13 protein-coding genes and 2 pseudogenes are annotated in these 16234 nt (G+C 61.0%); 4 read left to right on the forward strand and 11 right to left on the reverse strand.

From position 1 onward, the window contains the following. Positions 1 to 303 precede the first annotated feature (303 nt). Complete coding sequence (locus tag AC5RWT_RS02025) at positions 304 to 1449, reverse strand: LLM class flavin-dependent oxidoreductase (RefSeq protein ID WP_494078916.1); 1146 nt, start codon at positions 1447 to 1449, stop codon at positions 304 to 306. A 244-nt stretch (positions 1450 to 1693) separates the two neighbouring features. Beyond that, on the reverse strand, positions 1694 to 2605 hold the full coding sequence (locus AC5RWT_RS02030; protein ID WP_494078917.1) for an alpha/beta hydrolase: 912 nt from the start codon (positions 2603 to 2605) through the stop codon (positions 1694 to 1696). A gap of 667 nt (positions 2606 to 3272) precedes the next feature. On the opposite strand from AC5RWT_RS02030, the gene AC5RWT_RS02035 reads away from it, so the two are divergent. From AC5RWT_RS02035 to AC5RWT_RS02045, 3 genes are all read left to right on the forward strand, one after another. Beyond that, on the forward strand, positions 3273 to 3926 hold the full coding sequence (locus AC5RWT_RS02035) for a nuclear transport factor 2 family protein (RefSeq protein WP_494078918.1): 654 nt from the start codon (positions 3273 to 3275) through the stop codon (positions 3924 to 3926). A 318-nt stretch (positions 3927 to 4244) separates the two neighbouring features. After that, positions 4245 to 5441, forward strand: a complete 1197-nt coding sequence (locus AC5RWT_RS02040; RefSeq protein ID WP_494078987.1) for an IS110 family RNA-guided transposase — start codon at positions 4245 to 4247, stop codon at positions 5439 to 5441. Positions 5442 to 5837: 396 nt separating this feature from the next. Next, entirely contained in the window at positions 5838 to 6917 is a 1080-nt protein-coding gene (locus tag AC5RWT_RS02045) for an IS110 family RNA-guided transposase (protein WP_494078919.1), read from the forward strand. Between the two features lie 380 nt (positions 6918 to 7297). On the opposite strand, the pseudogene AC5RWT_RS02050 reads toward AC5RWT_RS02045, so the two are convergent. From AC5RWT_RS02050 to AC5RWT_RS02070, 5 genes and pseudogenes are all read right to left on the reverse strand, one after another. Next, positions 7298 to 7507: pseudogene (locus AC5RWT_RS02050) on the reverse strand (IS481 family transposase); the annotation flags it as partial. A 1026-nt stretch (positions 7508 to 8533) separates the two neighbouring features. After that, entirely contained in the window at positions 8534 to 9721 is a 1188-nt protein-coding gene (locus AC5RWT_RS02055) for an Rv3169 family protein (protein WP_494078920.1), read from the reverse strand. Positions 9722 to 9757: 36 nt separating this feature from the next. Continuing rightward, the gene (locus AC5RWT_RS02060) at positions 9758 to 11260 is read right to left on the reverse strand and encodes an aldehyde dehydrogenase (RefSeq protein WP_494078921.1); all 1503 of its coding nucleotides are present in this window, start codon (positions 11258 to 11260) and stop codon (positions 9758 to 9760) included. After that, complete coding sequence (locus AC5RWT_RS02065; protein ID WP_494078922.1) at positions 11257 to 12417, reverse strand: LLM class flavin-dependent oxidoreductase; 1161 nt, start codon at positions 12415 to 12417, stop codon at positions 11257 to 11259. Before AC5RWT_RS02065 ends, AC5RWT_RS02060 begins: the two co-directional genes overlap by 4 nt. A 165-nt stretch (positions 12418 to 12582) precedes the next feature. Continuing rightward, positions 12583 to 13119: pseudogene (locus AC5RWT_RS02070) on the reverse strand (transposase); the annotation flags it as partial. Between the two features lie 7 nt (positions 13120 to 13126). Here AC5RWT_RS02070 and AC5RWT_RS02075 point away from each other — a divergent pair. Further along, positions 13127 to 13264, forward strand: coding sequence for a hypothetical protein (locus tag AC5RWT_RS02075; protein ID WP_494078923.1), 138 nt, complete (start codon positions 13127 to 13129; stop codon positions 13262 to 13264). A 77-nt stretch (positions 13265 to 13341) separates the two neighbouring features. Here AC5RWT_RS02075 and AC5RWT_RS02080 read toward each other — a convergent pair whose 3' ends face one another. The 4 genes from AC5RWT_RS02080 to AC5RWT_RS02095 form a co-directional block, all read right to left on the reverse strand. Beyond that, a complete protein-coding gene (locus tag AC5RWT_RS02080; protein WP_494078924.1) occupies positions 13342 to 13467 on the reverse strand; it encodes a hypothetical protein in 126 nt (41 codons plus the stop codon). A gap of 276 nt (positions 13468 to 13743) precedes the next feature. Next, positions 13744 to 14964 carry a phosphotransferase family protein gene (locus tag AC5RWT_RS02085; RefSeq protein WP_494078925.1) on the reverse strand — a complete coding sequence of 407 codons (1221 nt, stop codon included), beginning with the start codon at positions 14962 to 14964 and terminating at the stop codon, positions 13744 to 13746. 46 nt (positions 14965 to 15010) lie between these two features. Further along, entirely contained in the window at positions 15011 to 15712 is a 702-nt protein-coding gene (locus AC5RWT_RS02090) for a TetR/AcrR family transcriptional regulator (RefSeq protein ID WP_494078926.1), read from the reverse strand. A 159-nt stretch (positions 15713 to 15871) separates the two neighbouring features. Then, positions 15872 to 16105 carry a hypothetical protein gene (locus AC5RWT_RS02095; protein WP_494078927.1) on the reverse strand — a complete coding sequence of 78 codons (234 nt, stop codon included), beginning with the start codon at positions 16103 to 16105 and terminating at the stop codon, positions 15872 to 15874. Positions 16106 to 16234 lie beyond the last annotated feature (129 nt).

Here is a 16234-nt window from a genome sequence, read left to right on the forward strand (position 1 = left end):
TGCAAGTTGGATCCCTGAATCGTGACACCATCATGTGCAGCACCGCGATCGATTCTCGGTATTTGGGGTCAACCGGCCCACGAACATGGTCACCGCGTAACTTGGCAGCGATCTGGTCGAGGAACCAAGCCTCGTGTGCATCGAGGACATCGATGACCCCGATGCACCGAGAGCACGCGATGCGCATAGCGTTCACCGAGCGGGAACCGCGCCCGCTGCGTGCGGCCTGTGACACTAACTAAAGCGACCTGTGCCCCCCGGATATCCCACAAGTCGTGGTCACTTGGATTGTTCTACCCACGGTCAAACCGGAAGAACCCTGTATCCTGCGGCGTCTCGATAACGAGTCGTGCTGTGAATGGGGTCCGTGTCGAGTTTTGGAATGACGTGCTCTCCCAGCAGGCTAATCATTCGACAATTTTGTTCGTACGATTTGCTGGCTGTCCCGACCATTATCTGGTCAACACCAGTATCAGCCCAACGCTGAAACTGCTTCAGTGCATCATCGGGATCACCCACGATGGCTGCTCCCAGCTCAATCATCGTATCGAGTGCCGTCTCATCCGGCGCCGGAGGAAGTTCGGGCCATACCGGGAAATCATCCGGCCTAGGGATCTGATCATGGTAATGAAGGGCGTACCCGATGTACTCGGCTTGCCACCCGGACAAGAATTCCTGACGGGCGACCTCACGATCTTCATGGACGTAGCAGGCGTTAATCGAGATAGCGACGTTATTGTTGGCGAACGCGCCTACTGGCTCAGCGTTCTTGGATGTTTCATGATACTTCGCCACATCGTTCTCGGCGGCATTCAAGCCGGCTCCAAGCGAGAATCCGAGCACGCCGAGTCCTTTTCGAGCTGCCATTTCCCAACTAGCGGGATTGCCCGCTGCATACCACATGGCGGGGTGGGAGTTTTTGTAGGGCTTTGGAAGGATCTCCCGCTGGGCGAGCGACCAATGGGCTCCTTCGAATCCTTCATACACGTCCTGGGTCCACATTTTAACAAACTCACCGATCGTCTCTTCCCAAAGTTCTCGCGTGCCGGACGCATCCTCAAATTCGGGATAAAAGCCTAAGACCTCTTGACTACCTGACCCTCGACCTGTTCCAAACTCCACGCGTCCCTCGGATAGATGGTCGAGCATCGCGACTCTCTCAGCTAAGACGGCGGGGTGATTAACGCGAGGTAACGGGTTCCAGATGCCAGAGCCCAGATGCATCTGAGACGTAACTTTTGCTAATGCGCCGAGAAAAATGTCGTTCGCTGAGATATGTGAATAGCCGGGCGTGAAATGGTGCTCCGGAATCCATGCATACTTAAATTTCGCCTTATCCGCTTGGACACAGAGGTCAAATTCTTCTTGTAACATGATGTGTTCCGAGTCAGGCGACTGGCGCCTTAGTCGCTCCGGAAGGTACCCCTGGGCTACGTAACCAAATTCCATTCTTGCCTTGTCCTTCGTTTCGCCTGTTTGAATAAGAGAAAGTTTCGAGCAACGTTCTTCGCTCGGAAAAGAGATATATACCAGTGATCACTACACCAGGATTTGCAGCTATTGCGAGTTCTGGCGTTTACGGTGACGCGCCTTCAATTCATTGCGGTCAATTCAGTTAAACTGGTTCACTACAGACGGTTGGTCTGCCTTCCATGCCGATGCCCCGTGAGTCTGTGTGGCCACAGAGAGTCATCTACCGGAATCGAGAGCCAATGAATGTACCAATCCTCGACAAGGACTGGGTGGCCTGGTCGAGGTAAGGAAATATTGTCCAGATATGCGGCACATGGGCGATAATTTTGATTTCAGACTGTCCCCCGGCCCGTTGAATCTTCTCATGCATGCGCGTCGAGTCGTCACGTAGGCACTCGTGTCCGCTGGCTTCGAGGTGTGCCGGGGGCAGTCCATGCACATCGCCGTGGAGCGGGGAGAGAAGCGGCGTATTCTTGGGGTCGAGGTTCCCAACGTACGCAGGTCCACAAACGGTCATCATTTCCTCGTCGACAACGGGGTCGTGCCCCATGAACTCAGTAAACGACGCACCCTCACCAGCGAGGTCGAGGCCAGCGGAGATTGTGGCGATCGCTACCGGGAGCTCGTCACCATTATCCCGAAGCCCCATCGCCGTAGCGAATGCGAGTCCGCCTCCAGCCGAATCTCCGGTCAGTGCTACGCGGGACATTCCCACTTCTTCTCCTACCCAACGGGTAGCCGCCAACGAGTCTGATACCTGCGCTGGGTAAGGGTGCTCGGGCGCTAGCCTATAGTCAACAACTAGAACCCGGGATCGCGTCGCTGACGACAGCCGATATGCGAATTCACGGTAGTCATCGGCACTGCACATCACACCGCCGCCGCTGTGGAGGTGCACGGTAGCGTAGCCGTCCCTGGCACCAGGGGCAGCGACCCAAAGTGACCGCACGCCGCCCGCGTCGACCTCCGAAATATCTGCATCTTCCGGAATCGGGAATTCCGCATAGAGTTTAGAAATTTGCTCCCGGTATAGCTGGATGCTTGGAGTAGCCCCTTTTGGCACGAGTTGGCGCCAGCGCTCAATCGCGCGCTCAAGTTGAACCGTGTTTGCAGACTCAGTTTTGGTCGCCATGGTAATCTCCTTTGATCTTGGACTAAGGGCGCGGCAGGAACGTTTTGAATAAAAGGTTCCTGAGCTTTCGTTCGCCGGCGCGTTTGTCGAGGGGTCAGCTGGTTTTGCGAGTGTGTTGTAGGACACAGGTTCCTTTATACATGTGAGTGGACGCTGTGTCTAGCATTTGTTCGGAGACTCTCGTGCCTAGACCGACCAACCGATCGCGAGTTACGATGTCAACCACAGGGCGGCCTAAGGGTCGCTCCAATGACCACGGAAGAGTTCCCCGCTCAAAGGTGGGACAACGCAGCTCATACTTCCAGGGATGCAAGCAGGGCAACTGCTGAAGACTTGAAAGCCTCCCAAGTCAAAACGCCAACATTTGCTGTAAGCCGTCACCTACTTCAACCTGCTGATTACGTCGGCAAAGGCCGTTCCCGTTGTCATCATCCCGACGTGGATCCTCAGGCAATACTCGTCCGGACTTGGAGTCGTTTAACGCGGTGCTCAGCAGGCAGCAATTGAGCCTTGCCGGGTTTCACCGCAGCACTCCAGGCGACTCAGCTAAAGTGCTTTGGTTATGAGCAAATTGGAGAAACATGGTCAGAACAGATGTCGTTGCGACACCAAAGCACACACTGCGTGCCGACAGGGGTCCTTTGACGTTCTGCGCAAGGCGGTGCTCTTGGCAACTGACTCCCCGAGGAGAAGCACATGGCACATTGCCGGTGCACAGCGTACCAATGAGAGGTTCGGCACCGTGGGCGAGCGAGTAAACAGTGACGATTCGCGGTCAGGAATCAACAGCATGTGCGGGTGGGGTCCTCTGGGCGATGTCGATGAGGAGAGTCGTTTGTCCTGTCCTGAGGCAGCAGCGGACGGGTCGCACGAGGGGACTCTGCGTGACCGCCTGAAGGGGCACATCCCGGATCTTGAGGCCTCGACGATCATGACCATCCGCACGCTTTATCACAGGGCGGCTCGATTGCTAGATGAAGGCGAGGTGGAAGCGTGGCTCACCTGCTTCACGCGTGACGCGTCGATGCGGTTGCCCGATGGCCGCCGCTTTCAGGGCCTTGCGGATTTGCGCGGCTTCGCAGCAGCTCACCGTTCGCGACAGCGTCGCCAAGGCAGCAAAGCAGTGCATGCGGTGCTCGATGTCCGGTTACTTATGGATGCCGGACGTGCGGTCGGCACGTGCATCTCTCAGCTGCGCACGCCCAATAGCGACGGCACGTACACGGTGCTCGCGGCCGGTCGCTACCACGACCTCATCGTCTGCGAAGGCAGCTCGTGGTTCTTTACCTCGCGGGTGGTCATGCCGCTACCGGGAAACTGAACCTATGACGGGTGCTCGGCGAAAGTCCCCAGGAGTTGCTCGCCGCAGGTTTCCCCGTTAACTTTCTTATAGCCCCAAATCGAGCAAGAATCGGGGTTGCTGGCCTGTCGGCCCCGGCAAGATTTAGTCCCCCAGTCGACCATGATCCGGGGGGTGTTGTCACCGGGGTCCGATAGGCGCCAGGAGATCGCTAATGGGGACCAGACCAAGCCACAGATACCACCGTGGCAGGCCGGCCGTAACGTGGATGCCGAACTCTGGGGCCGCAGGACATGCCAGTGCTGTCATCTCTGCCCGGACTTCTGGAGGTTATGCGTCATCAAGGACCACGATTCCGTTGATGTGTTCATCGGCGTCGATGTCGGCAAGACCAACCACCATGCGGTGGCCTTGGACAAGAATGGCAAGAAGCTCCTCGATAAGGCGTTGCCCCAGGACGAGGCGAAACTGAGGGCGATCATCGACAAGCTGGCCGGCCGCGGCAGGCTGCTGCTGGTCGTGGACCAGCCGGCTACGATTGGTGCGCTGCCGGTGGCCGTGGCCCAGGCCGCTGGCATCCTGGTTGGCTACCTGCCCGGCCTGGCGATGCGCCGAATCGCGGACCTGCACCCCGGCGAAGCCAAGACCGATGCCCGAGACGCCTACATCATTGCTGAAGCTGCCCGGTCGATGCCGCACACGCTGCGCTCGATCGCAGTGGCCGATGAGCAGGCTGCGGAACTGTCGATGCTGTGCGGTTTCGATGACGACCTGGCCAAGCAGGCCACCGCGGCATCGAACCGGATCCGCGGTCTCCTGACCCAGATCCACCCCGCGCTGGAACGGGCCGTCGGACCTCACCTGGACCACCCCGTGATGGCCGAACTGCTGCGGAAGTACCCCGACCCGGAGGCGCTGCGCAAGGCCGGCCAGACCCGCGTCGGCGCGTTCATGACCAAGTTCGCACCACGGGCCGGTAAACGCTGGGCCGCCGAGATTTTCGCGGCTCTGGATGAGCAGACCGTGGTCGTCGCCGGAACCGGTGCCGCCGGCATCGTGCTGTCTCAGCTCGCCGCGCAATTGGTCCAGCTGCGTACGTCGCGCAACGAGGTCCTGGCACAAGTGGAAAAACTTGTGGAGGCCCACCCTCTTCACGAACTCCTGACGTCCCTGCCAGCGGTCGGCGTCAGGACGGCAGCCCGGATCATCACCGAGGTCGCCGGCAAGGAATTCAAGACCGCAGGCCACCTCGGGTCCTACGCCGGGCTCGCGCCGGTCACTTGGCGCTCGGGCACGTCGATCCGCGGAGACCACTCGTCCAAGAAGGGCAACAAGATCCTCAAACGGGCCTTGTTCCTCTCGGCTTTCGCCGCGCTGAAAGAGCCCGTCTCCCGGGCGTACTACGACCGGAAACGCTCCGAAGGCAAACGACACAACCAAGCCCTGATCGCCCTTGCCCGACGCCGTTGTGACGTCCTGTTCGCGATGCTCCGCGACGGCGCACTCTACGAGACGCCGGCGCCCCAAGCCGCCTGAAAAATCCCGCCGCTTAGCCGACGGCCCACGGCCGCCGGCAGATACCTTTTGCCCAAAAACCCCTCAGCGGCGTTAAGAAAAAGTCCGCTCTTCGCTTGACAAAGAACTGTGAGATTTGTTTATAGCTGGTCTGGGACTGGCTGGCAGGATGGGTACGGTCGTCCCACGCCTTGGTTGTGACTCCATGAAAGAACTGACCACTTGGTGCCTTTCCTATGACTTGTCCAACCTCGGGTGGGCCGGCCGGACCTGTCCGGCCCACCTCGGTAGCTTGATCAGAAGATTGTCCGCGACTTGAGGCGCGTGACCCGTCACAGTGCTGTTCCGAAGTGATTCGCCCCGGACCGGTACCGGCCGACAACGGCCTGACCCTGTCCATCACTGTGGAAAGGTGCCATGTCCACTATGTCCCTCGTCGCACATTCCCACCCATTTGTCGTCGGCGTCGACACACACGCCCGCAACCACGTCTATGCGATCCTCGCCGCCAAGACCGGCGAGCTGATCGACACCCGGGACTTCCCAACCACCAGCGCCGGCATCAGCAGGGCCATCGCCTGGGTGGCCCGCCGAACCAATGCAGACGCCGACACCCTGTGGATGATCGAGGGCGCCTCTTCCTACGGGGCCATTTTGGCCGGCACGGTCACCGCCGCTGGCTACCCGGTAGCCGAAGCCCCGAAGATGGATGCGAAGAAGCGTCACGGCGTTGGTAAATCCGACGCCCTTGATGCCCGCCACATCGCAGCGGCCGCGCTGCCCCTTCCACTGGAGAAGCTGAGCCGACCGAGGCTCAACGAGGGGGTCCGCCAAGCAGCGCGGATCCTGGTCACCGCGCGCGACGCCATGAGCACCGAGCGCACCCGCTCGGTCAACTCGCTCACCGCGCTGCTGCGCACACACGATCTAGGATTGGACGCCCGCAAAGCCCTCTCAGGAACACAGATCACTGAAGTATCGCGGTGGCGCGCACGCGAGGAGGAACTCTCCCTGAGCATCGCTCGCGCCGAGGCATCGCGGCTGGCCAAACGTGTCCTGGAACTCGATGACCAGCTCAAAGCCAACGAGAAACAACTGACAGAACTGGTGCAGATCAGCGAAGCAGCGCCCCTGCTGCGGGAAAAGGGCTTCGGTCCCGTCACTGCGGCGACTTGCCTCACCGCCTGGTCCCATCACGGACGCATCCGCAATGAGGCAGCCTATGCCTCCCTGGCAGGGGTCAACCCCATCCCCGCGTCCTCAGGCAACACCGTCCGGCACCGCCTGAACCGAGGCGGAGACAGAAGCCTGAACAGTGCCCTCCACCTGGTCGCTCTCACGAAGATGACCCACGACGAAGAGACCGGCAAATACGTCGAGAAACGGCGAGCAGAAGGCCGCGCCGACCGGGAAATCCGACGATGCATCAAGCGCTACCTGGCCCGCCGCGTTTACCGCACGCTTAACGCCGCCATCCCATGCCCGAGCAGCGTTTGACAGACATAGAAGAGTCTGAGGGACACCCCCCCTGGGTGGAACTCAAACAAGTAGCGGCATCTACGCAGCTATCACACTGCCGCTTGACAAACTCATCGATTCCGGGGGGCCACCGGTCCGGTCGAACGCCAGCACGTACCTGGCACACTCTTCCGGCGTCGGCTCAGGCTGCGGATCTTGCTGAGCGCGCTCGGGACACCGGCGACGACGGCCGTGATCACAGCGTGCATCACGCGCTTGCTCTTCTGCTTTTTAGTTCCCGTGAGGTGTACTGCCCAGGCAGGTTAGTTGAACGTCTGATGGGCGGTTGGCCTCCGAATTGCAGTGTGGGGCCTGCTGGACTTTGTGGTGGTGCAGCCATGCGGGGAGGGCGTTTCTGCGGGCTGATTCGGTAGCGTATGTCGCTGCACGTTCCGGTCGCCCTGGGTTTGGCCCACGTAGCGCCGGCCGCCACCGTCCGGGATGTTGCCGAGTTTCTTTACGTCGACGTGGATCATGGGCCCCGGGCCTGTCGTGCTCGTACGGCGGATGACCTCGCCGGTGCGTTTATCCACATGGTGCAGGCGGTTCAGCCGGCAACTAACCAGAACCGCATGGACCGTCGAAGCTGGCATCGCCAGCTTCGACGCCGACTGCGACTGGTCCCAGCCGTTGCTTCCAGCGCATGTGCACAACCTTGCGGACGAGCTGCTGCGGAGTCCGGTTCGGCATGCCGTGCGGACGTGAGGCTCTGTCAGTCATGCCCGTTTCACCCACCGCAGCGTAGAGTTCCGCCACCGCTTCGCCGTGGGCCAGGAACAGTTGAACTGCTCAACGGCACGGGAAGCCGGCCAGCCGTGGTCTATGACCATACCCCTGACCCGCAACCATCGGCGGGGAGTCAAAGCGGCACTAGCGTGGGACTTTGAGGACCTCCTGGTTGCCTCACCGGTTGTCTAAGCAACTCCACTGTGCGACCGAAGGTCCTCACCCATCAGTCAACGACTCCAGCGAGTCTTCACATTCACCCAACCAATGTCCCTTGGCCGTACAACTAGGCGGCGACAAGGCGCTGGTAGATGCCCCCAGGTTGCTTCGACCTCGATGTGCTCGGGAAAGGCCGCCCGGGGGCTCGGTCAAGGGAATCCGAAATTCTGCCCGGCGTGCTCGAAGCAAACAGTGCGTGGCCCTTCCAAGTCGGGTCCCAGCCTCAGGCCGTTTCGCGGGCTGCAGCAACCCAACAGCGTGGGCGTCGGCAGGCGACCCTACCCCATTTTCACGCCTGCGAGTCGTCCACGGAAGGGAACAGATGGCTGATTTCATCATCGTTTCTCGGCTAGTAGACGACTCTTGCGGAGCCGGTTGGAATCACGCAGTAAAGCACGGACTTCATGGCTCCCGGTATGACAGGCAGGCTGAATCCATTCGCACCACGTGCGATCAACTGACCGACGGCGCAGCGATCTCGTCAGCCTTAAGCGCCAGCGCCCCACGGTCCGTTCCGGAACTTCAACGGCAGCCCGGGCCCGTCTACAGCCCGTCGACATGGAACGGCAAGGCGGCGTCGGGATTGTCGACGGAGACCAGCAACGTATAGGGCTGCAGTTCTCCGTCGACAACCCCTTACATCCTTACCTTCACCGGTCCTCGGGACCGGCTCCCTCACCGCGTCCGTAGTCCGCCTCCGTTCCGAGGTCGAACTCCGGCCAGACGCCCGAAACGATGCTTTCCTGGATGCCGTAGCCAACGGCGTCGCCTTCCCTCGCGCGGATCGGCGTATCGCGTGCCTGCCCGAGCCTGCGGATGTCCGCAGCACAGTCCGGAAAGTAGTCCCCTTCAACCGCCAGCTTTCCGAGCCAGTGGCCGTGCCTCACGCCCTTCCACGAGCCGTAGCGGGCAGGGCGCATGTGGAAGCCCGTCTCGCCGATCGGTTCGACGTCGATCCTGCGCTTCAAACCGCTTTCGAGTTCCAAGTCGTAGTAACCCCCGGTGAAGTAGCGGGTCTTTTTGTCGAAGGACAGCTGCGGATCGATTCGGGTGATCTGCTCGCGTGTGCCGTCGGGGTGGTCCACATGGCCGGACATGAACCGTGGAGGACCGTCATGGTGCTCATGGTGCCCACCCTCGATGACGTACATGCCGATCTCATACCTCGACCCATCCGGTCGTTCGAACAGCAACGGAGTCCAGAGCAACAAATAGCGTTTCTGTGCGACCACCTTCGTGGGTTCGACTCCTGGCGCCGGACCTCCGACGAGCCGCTCGCCTCGCTCTCCCCAGGAATGGTCGCGGCCGACCTTCCATTCCTCATCCTTGACCTCGTGCCGGATGCCGTCGACCTCGATCCAGCCGCTTGCCCTCCCCATCTGGTGGTAGCGGACGACGTCCTCCGTACGGCGGTAAACGGTCCGGTGGGTGTTTCGCTCCTCGAAAAGGGGCCGGAATTCCCCGGTGAAAGTCAGGTCGAACGAGATCGGCTGGCTATCGTTCGGCTCAAGCATGACACGCACAGCGTTCAGCGGTTCGAGCACGGAGTAGTGCAACGGCCCTACGCTCATCGTCATGGGATCGGGGTACAGCTCCCGACTACCGCGGACGATCCACTGCTCCTTGCCACGGGAAACGCCGCCGAAAGCGTCCATGACGTTGCGGTTGGTGTACTTGCCAAGTCCGAAGTTGACCTGCAGCGACCCGTCCTGTGCGAACGCGGTGAACCAGATTCTCTCGGTCCAGTTGCGGTCGGACGAAGCGGTGGCTGCAAAGGTATCCGGGATCTGGTGGTACAGGTACTCATCAGCCGGCGTCAGCGGAGCTATATCGTTCATTGGTGTTCCTTCCGTGTCGTGAAACTGTGCTGGTGGTCACCCGGCGGCCGAGAGCTCGCCAAGCATGTCGGGGGGTAGGCCCACCGACTTCGTCTCTAGGTAGGCGGCGAGGCCTTGTGGTCCGTTTTCCCGCCCCAGACCACTCATCTTCACGCCGCCGAACGGCGCCTGGAAACCGGGTGGATTCCCGTTGATCAGGACCGCTCCTGTGCGGATGCGTCGTGCCACGTCGAGGGCACGGCGAGGGTCACTGCTGTAGACCGCGCCGCTTAGTCCGTACGACGAGTCGTTGGCGATGTCCACGGCCTCGTCCTCGTCTGTGTAATCGATGACCGAAAGCACCGGCCCGAAGATCTCCTCGCGGGCGATGGCCATCCCGTTATCGACCTCGTAGAACAAGGTCGGTTCGACGAACCAGCCGCGGTCATGCTCCGCGGGGCGTTTCCCGCCGCACCCCAGCCGCGCCCCAACTGCGCGGCCCGCCGCGATGTAGGACTCCACACGATCGCGCTGCCGCGCGCTGACGAGAGGACCCACCTCGGTCTTCTCGTCGAAGGGGTTGCCCACGGCTAGCTGCGTCATCATCGCGACCAGTCGTTCTACCAGTTCCGGCCTGCGAGTGCGCGAGACCAGCACGCGGGTGGTGTTCGAGCACACCTGGCCTGTATTACGGAGCGCCACCATTCGTAGCGATTCCACCGCTTGCCCAAGGTCTGCATCGTCAAGCACGATGGCCGCGGACTTTCCGCCCAGTTCGAGGGTCACCCGTCGCACGTCCGCTCCGCACCTGGCGGCGATCGCCTGCCCCGCGGCGGTCGATCCCGTGAACGCCACCTTGTCTACTCCGGGATGTCCGGCGAGATACGCGCTGACCTCGCGGTCGGCGGGAAGAACGCTGAGCACCCCACGAGGCAGCCCCGCCTCCTCGAACATCCGGGCCAGCAGGAGCGCGTCGAGCGCGGTCTCCGGTGCGGGTTTGAGCACTGCCGTGCAGCCCGCCAGCAGGGCAGGGCCCAACTTCGCCAGGGCACTGGTGTGAGGCGAGTTCCACGGAACGATGGCAGCGACCACCCCGACGGGCTCATGCAGTAGGAGCGCCGATCCTGTCGGTGATCGGTGCTCCTCCTCGAAGGGGAACTCGTGCGCAACCGCGACTGAGCTCTCGAGGAGCACCTGCGGTGTGGTGGCCTGCATGACTCGTGACAGGGTGATGGGGCAACCCATTTCCGCAGTGATCAACTGCCCCACTTGTTCGCGGCGGCTGGCGTACGATGCCGCCAGCCTACTGATGACTGCTGCCCTCTCCTCGATCGGAAGTCGGGGCCAGAGGCCATGGTCGAATGCCTCGCGCGCCGCCATCACCGCGCGGTCGACGGTTGCTCGTCCAGCGGCGGGGACGGTAGCCAGAACTTGCTCTGTCAGGGGTGAGACGATGTCGATCGCCAGCGCGTCCCCTGCAGCCGCCCAATCGCCGCCGATGAAGAGGCGGTTGGGCGGCACCTCTTCCGCAAGGTCTGCGGCGATGTCCGCGGTATTCATTGGGCCTCCGTGAACATCCGTGGATCGAGGGTGGGGATCTCCTGGACTGCGGGCAGAACCTCGCGGGCAAACAGCTCCATACTTTTCTTTGCGACATCGAAAGGCATCGAACCGAAACTAAAGGCGAGCATGAACTCCTCGGGGTGAAACGCATCAGAAAGTTCCTTGATCTTCCTGATGCATTGCTCCGGGGTGCCCCAGAGGTGATTGTCGATGTAGACCTCACCCATGTTTCGGAACAGATCTTCTCGGCTACTCGTCTGCCGGGCCTGATCGGCGTATTGCTCGTATCCCTTGGTATTCGCGAAATGACTCCCGCCGAGTTCGTAGTTGCGGACGGCACTTTCAGCGTACTCAGGCATATACCGGCGGACATTCGCTTCCGCCTCGGCTTCACTTTCGGCGCAGTGGGCAAGAAGATGGATTCGCGGGCGGGCAGGCGGAAGCCCGACCTCGGCCCGTGCCGCGGCGAAGTTGGCCAGATCCTCATGGTATTCCGGTAGTGACTTCTGAGGAATGATCATTGGCTTGAGCCCGTACGACGCGCCTACCGGAGCCGATGTGCGGCTGCCCCACGAGAAATGCATGTCGTCGATTAGGGAGGCCGGGTCGGCGGGCCGAGGACGCAGAGTGATGTCGGTCAGGTCGTAGTGCTGACCGTGGAATGAAAACTTCTCCTCGGACAACGCGAGCTTCACGATCTGCACGGCCTCTTGGAACATGGTCTTGGAGTTATTCATGTCTACGCCGAGTTGGCGAAACTCTCGCCGTCCCGCGCCACGGCCGAAGCCGATGAAGGCTTTGCGGCCGCGGAGGGCGTATTGAAGGGTGGAGATATCCTCAGCGACCCGCAGTGGATGATGCCAGGGCAATACAACGACCATGGTCCCGACATCGATGCGCGACGTCGCCCCGGCGAAGTAGGTCAACAACTGCAGAGGGTTGGAGACGAGGGTATAAGGGCCGATATGGTGTTCGACGGTCCAGAGGGAGTCGAACCCGAGATGATCAGCCAGCAGACCCAGCTCGAGGTGATCGTTGACCACCCGAGAGTCAGTGGTGGGATCGAGGGGTGGTCCGTCCTCGCCAGCTTCCACCCTCTCGTAACGGTCCCAATCCTGGAAGTTCTGTAAATACAAAGTTACACCGATGCGCACTGTGCACTCCTCTCTGAGCTGGGCGAAAAACGGTTTGATGACCCGAATACTTCGGGTGTCTGCCCACGGTTGGGACGTTCCTGCGTCACTAGCACGCGATTACGCAGTCTCGTAGATGTTTGTTTAGGCGAGGGCACGACCCGCTTGGTTGTACGACCGTAACACTCAATAGTCAGTGTGTCTATATTCGTCGCGTCTTTTGGATGGTTGGAAGTAGAGGATGATGCGGTCGGGGTACGCCGTGACCAGCTGCGCGAGGGTCTGTTTCGAGTTCGTGGTGACCTGTCCTTCGACCAGTCGGCCTGATGCTCATCGTTGTCCGGCGGTTTGCCCTTCTCGTCGGCGCGGTCTCGGGCGCGGCGCTCCTCGATGGTGCAGTCGCCAGCTACAGCAGCTTGACGGCCGATTCGGTGGTTGGGAAGTGTCCGGGGTTCTTGGTGACCTTGCGTAGCTGCAAGTTCAACGACTCGATCAAGTTCGTCGTGTAGATCACCCGCCGCAGCATCGGCGGGAACTGCAGGAACGGGAGGAACGGTTCCCTCGCCGCAGTCCGCGTCGCCACTGTCTGCGGGTACTTGGCCTCACGCTCAGGCCTCGAAATCGGCGGGTGATCTCGGCGTTGAGGGCGGCGTAGATCTTCTTCAGCTCGGCTGCGACTTTCTTGCGGTCAGCGTAGGAGACGAACCTCATCGAGGGCCGGACGCCCGCAATGGCACGACGGCGAAGTCAATGGAATCTCGACTTCGTTGACACCACCTTCACCTACTTCGAGACCGAGGAGCCCGACGAGCTGCCCGAGCTGGCCCAGCCGGGCGGCGACGACGCGTCGGTGACGGGCTTGGTCTAACGGTGATAGGGCTGGCCGGCAGGCTTGAGAATCCCTCGTGCCACCACCACGTGAGTACCCGTTAGCGGCGAGATCTCTCACGGCAGGTAGAGCTTTTCCGGCAGGTTTGCCTGCCACAGATACGCCGCCGCCCGCAGGAGAACCTCGTTCTCCTGCTCCAGCAGGTGGATCCGCTTTCCGGGTCTCGGCGCAGCTTGGCGCACTCCGCCCGGGTCTGGCCGGGCTTAGTCCCGTCCTAGCCGGTGCGGCGCAACCACTTCTGCAGAGTGGGTGGACACGGAAGTCTTTTGAGAGCTGCTCGGTCGTGACTCGGGGCTCGCGGTTGCGTGGGACGTGCACCAAATCGTCGCGGAATTCGAACGGATACGGCTGAGGCACCGGTGCAATCCTTCCAGACCGGGCCTGGCAGACAAGGTCAGATTAGATGTCACCTATCCGTGCAGCAGAGCCGGCCGACTCCTAACGACCTGTCCTTTCGTTCACACAGTCTGCCGGTGATTTCGATCGGCCGTTGTGAGTGTGGCGGTGTCGAGATCGGGCGCCATGGCGGCGAAGGTGCTCCGCAGCAGCTTGGTCGAAGTGATCGCCGCCGGATCGGCAAGGGTTGGAAGGATTGAGTCATCGATCAATTGTTCGGCGGCTACCCGGACGCGATCCGGGTTCGCGACTGGCTCATGGGAGCGGAACCCATGCAGCCCGGATTTGGCATGGGCCCGGGAAACGCAGCCGAGGAGCTTGCGTCCGCCGAGAAGGAAGCGTAGATCGTTCGTATCGCCGCGCTGAAAGAGATTGAACATTCGCAGGTAGATCAGGGCAATCTTGAACTCGACCATGACTTCGTACCAAGTCAGGTCTGGGACGTCGATACCGGTTAGCTGTTGATACCGTGCGATAAGCTCACCTCGACTCAGAACCCTTCTGATCGGGCTGTCGAAATCGGGTAGATAGTTCACGACGAGGAAGTAGGCAAGATCAGCTAGCGGGTCGCCGATGTCCGCAATCTCCCAGTCCAGTACCGCGACGACCTCCTCGTCGCGGAACATGAAATTCGACAGCTTGAGGTCCCCGTGCAGCAGACAAGGACGAACGGGGGGCGGCGGAATATGTGCCTCCAGCCAGTCGCTGATCGCTACCAATGCGGGATCGCTGACTGCGTCTTCGAGCTGTAGTCGGTCCTGCCAGAACTTCAGTTCGCGAGCGGCCCATGTCCGGCCGTCCGCAATCGAGTCAAGCCCCAGGTCGGCGCAGTCAACGGTATGGATGGCGGCGATCGTGTGCAGTACTCCCTCGGTGAACCTTGTCCGGACCGCGAGGTCACCCGTCAGGAGGTGCTGCGGGACTTCGCGTTCGAATGCGATGCCCTCGACATAGTCCATGACGAAGAATGGGCGGCCTAGTACGCCAGGATCGGCTTCGAAACCGAGAACCGTGGGGACTGGGACCGGAGTCGCGGCCAGCGCTTGCGTGATTTGGTACTGCTTGGCGAGGTCGTAAGGCTCGAGAAGCGCCGCCCCGGCGGGCGCGGAACGGACGACGACCTTGCGCCTCTCGGGCTCGCTGGCACCAATCAGCAGGTCGAAGATAATCGTGTCGCTCGAATGTCCGAGGGCGCCGCGGACTGGGTCGGTCGCGAAACGGACGGTCTTGCCGAAGCGGCGGGCTAGCCACTCGCGGAGAAGCGCGACGTCGTTGTTAGGCATGAGGTTCCTCCATTTCCGCGCAACGGACGGTCCGTTCAGCGGTCGATCAATCGATCGATGGGCGTGCGTTAGCATCGCTCATCGCCGGTACTGTGTCCAACGGCCCTCGGGTTCTGCGTTGGGGCTGCGGCGGAGTGAGTGCGGGTCCCCAGATGTCGGCCATGACCTTTCCCAGGTCAGCGAGGTTGGCGTGCTTCCGATCGTCGTGGTGGCCGAGCATGTAGGCCAGTGCGGAACGGAACTGATTGGCCAGCAGCGCCACCCGCGCGCGGAGCTCGTCTCGGCGGTCTTCCGGCCACCTCGCCATGAGCCAGGTCATCTCATCGGCAAGATCGAAGGTGAATCGATCGTAACGTAGGGGCTCCCCAGCAAGGGTTGCAGCGTCGGCGGCGTTTATGATACCGGAGTGCTCATCCATCCATTTGAGGGCTTCGAGCATCCAATTCTGCAGTCCGTCCGGGGTCCCATTGGACAGTGTGGCGTCAAGCTTCCGATAATACTTTATCAATTCCGGCCGCAAGTCGCGGAAAAGCTGCGCGATGATGTCGTACTTAGTGGAAAAGTGCAGGTAGAACGTGGCGCGGCCCACGCCGGCAAATGAGACGATGTCGTCGATGGTTGTCGCCATGTAGCCCTTCTCGGCGAACACCTCACGGCCCGCTTCGAGAATGCGTGAGTGGGTGAGGCGTCGGTGGTCTTGGCGGAGGGAGGATCGTTTAGGTCGCGGTGAAACGGAGTTAGGCACCATGAATCCATGATCTCACAGCGTCTACTCCATAGATGGTCAGGCTAATAGATATATGATCAGGCCACCCTGCACACGGCGCGGCGCCGTCTGGAAGCTTGGGACAAACCGGTGCGAAGTGAAGTTCCCTTGTGTGCCGGGACTGTCCTGCTGCACGGGTGATTAGGTGTCATGTGAATTCTGATTCTGGGAAGTGTTCGAGTCCGGCATGGGCTGGGCACTGCCCAGCTTCGACTGCTGAGTGCGGTAAAGAACACGAAAGTCTGTTAGCTGGTGGTTAGTAACTGATGTGGCGTGATCGGCGCGAATTCGGCGGTCGCGTTCCGCATCATATTTGCTGCGCAGTTCCTCTGGGTCGAATCCCAGCTGGTCTTTCAACGCTTTCAAGGCTTCCATAAGCCCTTCCCTTCAATTCAGCTCTTCTTTGAGCGCTCAACGCCGGCAACGGCGCTTATCATTTCTACGCACACCGAGCGGCACCCTCCCGGCGTTACGCAGCATCGACCGCGAAGGTTGACCGCGAGA

The sequence above is a fragment of the Arthrobacter sp. Dra40 genome, from assembly GCF_059091905.1.